This is a genomic window from Caldanaerobius fijiensis DSM 17918 (assembly GCF_900129075.1).
Lineage (GTDB): Bacteria > Bacillota > Thermoanaerobacteria > Thermoanaerobacterales > Caldanaerobiaceae > Caldanaerobius > Caldanaerobius fijiensis.
On the sequence record NZ_FQVH01000068.1, the window covers coordinates 1 to 3,202 of the forward strand.

Genomic DNA, 3,202 nt, shown 5'->3' on the forward strand with positions numbered 1-3,202 from the left:
AGTATGATGAAAAATCATAAACTTGCAAAATCAATAGCGAATGCAGGGTGGGGAATGTTGGATAAGTATTTACAGTATAAAGCGGAAAGAGAAGGAAAAATATTCATAAAAGTAAATGCTGCGTACACATCACAAAGATGCTCAAGGTGCGGAAAAATAGAGGAAAAAGACTTATCGGTAAGGATACACAGATGTGGATGCGGATTAGAAATAGATAGAGATATAAATGCAGCAATAAATATACCTCATGAAGGATTAAGGCAATTGGGGATAGCTGCATAAAAACGTAATAACATTTTTCGTAGGGAAGGTTCCACCCGAAGTTACGCCTATGGAGATTGTGTAAGACCTGTTGTGAATAACAGCAGGCAGCGGTCGATGAAATAGGAAACTCCCTCCTCTTTAGGAGGGAGAGGGTTCACAATAATTTGCTATGTGGTATTATTTATTTAAGAAAGATTTACGACAATATAGTTGACGATAAATATTAAGAGGGAGATATTATGCCATTTGAAAATGTTTTAATGCGTCACACTCAACACGCAAAAGATGCGGTGACGGAAAATTACCTGAAAGCTGTGGAATTCAGGTATCCAAATTGGATTCCTGTAAGTGTTGGGATTATGCCTGCTACATGGGTAAAATATGGGCGGGACCTGGTGAAAATCGTGCAGGAACATCCAAAATTATTTCCATGGGCTGTTAATGGGGTTGACCTGGATTCTATTACCGATGAGAAGAATTGGGACCCCGGTTATAGAAAGGGGAGATTTACTGATAGTTGGGGATGTGTTTGGGAAAATATCGAACCGGGTCTTGAGGGGGCTGTAGTCGAATCTCCATTAGAGGATTGGGAGAACTTTAAAACTTATAAAGCTCCAGATCCAATGGTCCAAGCTGATAGGGGTCCACAGGTAAATTGGGATGAATTAAAGGCTCGCTTTGAACAGATCAAGCAAAAAGGAGGGTTGGCGAGTTTCGGTTTACCTCATGGGCACATGTATATGAGGCTTTATTACTTGAGGGGTTTTGAAAATTTTATGCTAGATGTGGCCACAGACGAGCCTCGATTAAATGACTTGATCGAAATGGTATTGAATCACAACATGAGGCTCATAAACAAGCTATTGGAAATAGGTGTAGAAATGATATACATGGGCGATGACCTTGGAAACCAGAATGCTTTACCTATAAGCCCTGCGAAGTGGCGCAAATATATAAAGCCTGCCTATGCTAAAATGGTTGGGGCTTGCAGAGAAAATGGTGTTCTCGTCCATCTTCATACAGACGGACATATTTTAGAGATTATAGATGATCTTTATGAATGTGGAGTAAATATAATAAATCCGCAGGTGAGGGCAAATACGCTTGAAGGATTGGCCAGGACCGCTAAAGGCAAGATGTGCATAAATCTGGATCTAGATCGACAGTTATTTCCTTTTGCTACACCACAGCAATTGAAAGACCATATAAGAGAAGCTATAGATACTTTAGCTATGCCTGAAGGAGGACTTATGTTATACGCAGAATGTGAACCGGATGTGCCGCTTAAAAACATTGAGGTAATATGTGAAACCCTTGAGCAAATGTGTTTTACAAAGGATGGCGTGGTATGAAACAACCTGTAGTAGTTGGAGAAAGTTATATTATTGATATCGTAGATTTATCCAGTGAAGGATTGGGCGTTGGTAAAGTAAATGGGTTTACTGTTTTTACAAGAGGTGCTGTAATTGGAGAGCGAGTCGAAGCTCGAATTTTTAAAGTGACGAAAAATTACGCTGTTGCAGATGCAGTGAAAATTATCATCAGTTCCCCTGATAGGATTGAGCCAGAATGCAACGCTAAAAATTGTGGCGGTTGTCAGCTTTTGCATTTGAGTTATGAAGGCCAGCTCAGGTATAAGACGAATAAAGTAAAAAACATGTTAAAGCGTATAGGCAAGATTGAAGCAAAAGTAAATGATATTATAGGAGCAGATAAACCATGGCACTATAGGAACAAGGCCGAATTTGCTGTAATGTGGGTTGACGATGATCCTGTCATAGGTTTTAGGGCACCTAAAAGCCATGATGTGATCCCTGTAGAGAGGTGCTATATTCAAGATACTGCGGTGATGGATGTTGTTAAAGCTGTAAGAGAGTTTATTAAAAAGTTTGCTAACCATGAGATATTAAGCATAATAACAAAGCTATCCAGTTTTAACGGAAATATAATGGTGATATTGGAGACAGTAGATAAAGACCTAAGCGATAGCGAATATTTGATTGATTATTTGAAGCAGATTAAAGGCGTTGTGAGTATTGTACAACTTTTTAAGTGTGAAGATAAAAGAAAGAGGGAAAAAACAAAGATTTTATATGGTGTTAATAAAATAATTGATAAAATAAAGGACTTGTATTTTAACATAACCCCTCTTTCTTTTTTTCAGGTAAATCCTGAACAAACGGTCAAGTTGTACGATAAAGTTCTGGAATACGCTGACCTTTCAGGAAATGAAGTGGTCGTAGATGCCTATTGCGGAATAGGTACTATAAGCCTTTACCTGGCAAGAAAGGCGAAAGAGGTATATGGGATTGAGGTAGTAGAGGAGGCTGTGGAAGCGGCTAAAGAGAACGCCGCGATAAATCACATTGCCAACGCTAACTTTATAGCAGGTAAGGCGGAAGATGAGTTAAATAGCCTGTATAAAAGAGGGATAGTAGCTGACGTTGTGGTAGTCGATCCTCCTCGACGAGGCTGTGATAGTAGATTGTTAGAAACTTTAGCAGCTATGAAACCGAAAAGGATTGTGTATGTATCCTGCGATCCGGGTACATTGGCGAGGGATTTGCGCTTTTTAGCTGATAATGGTTTTGATGTCATTGAAGTGCAGCCTGTGGACATGTTTCCCCAAACGTACCATGTGGAAGTTGTTACATTATTAGTGAGGAATACAAAAGGTTTTAGCGATTTATAAATTAAAAGAGGGCGGTCTTTGGGAGTGAACAATAACCTTTTTTCTACATTTTATGCATTAAAATGAATTAAATTGGTTTTTTGAATGCCTTTGAAGATCGTAGGCATTCAATCTACCGGATACATTATAATCAATTGGTTTAACACTATATCCGGGAGTGAAAAATATTTTGTGTATTTAGATTAATTTCATGCTCTTTCTTGATAAGAATCAATTAACATTTTATTTAACCCATTTCTTAGTATA

General features: G+C 38.5%; 3 protein-coding genes. All 3 read left to right on the forward strand.

What is annotated here, in order from left to right; all coding sequences use genetic code 11:
• Positions 1-282, forward strand: a 282-nt coding sequence (locus tag BUB87_RS13735; RefSeq protein ID WP_143156725.1) for an RNA-guided endonuclease InsQ/TnpB family protein, incomplete at its 5' end; no start/stop codon positions are given.
• Positions 283-503: 221 nt separating this feature from the next.
• A complete protein-coding gene (locus BUB87_RS13740; RefSeq protein ID WP_073346632.1) occupies positions 504-1,616 on the forward strand; it encodes a uroporphyrinogen decarboxylase family protein in 1,113 nt (370 codons plus the stop codon).
• On the forward strand, positions 1,613-2,956 hold the full coding sequence (gene rlmD / locus BUB87_RS13745) for a 23S rRNA (uracil(1939)-C(5))-methyltransferase RlmD (protein WP_073346634.1): 1,344 nt from the start codon (positions 1,613-1,615) through the stop codon (positions 2,954-2,956). Before BUB87_RS13740 ends, rlmD begins: the two co-directional genes overlap by 4 nt.
• The last annotated feature ends 246 nt before the right edge of the window (positions 2,957-3,202 follow it).

What these genes read in the sequence shown, in the direction of transcription:
- BUB87_RS13740 (WP_073346632.1), top strand. Translation starts at nt 504, where the DNA reads ATGCCATTTGAAAATGTTTTAATGCGTCACACTCAACACGCAAAAGAT.
- rlmD (WP_073346634.1), top strand. Translation starts at nt 1,613, where the DNA reads ATGAAACAACCTGTAGTAGTTGGAGAAAGTTATATTATTGATATCGTA.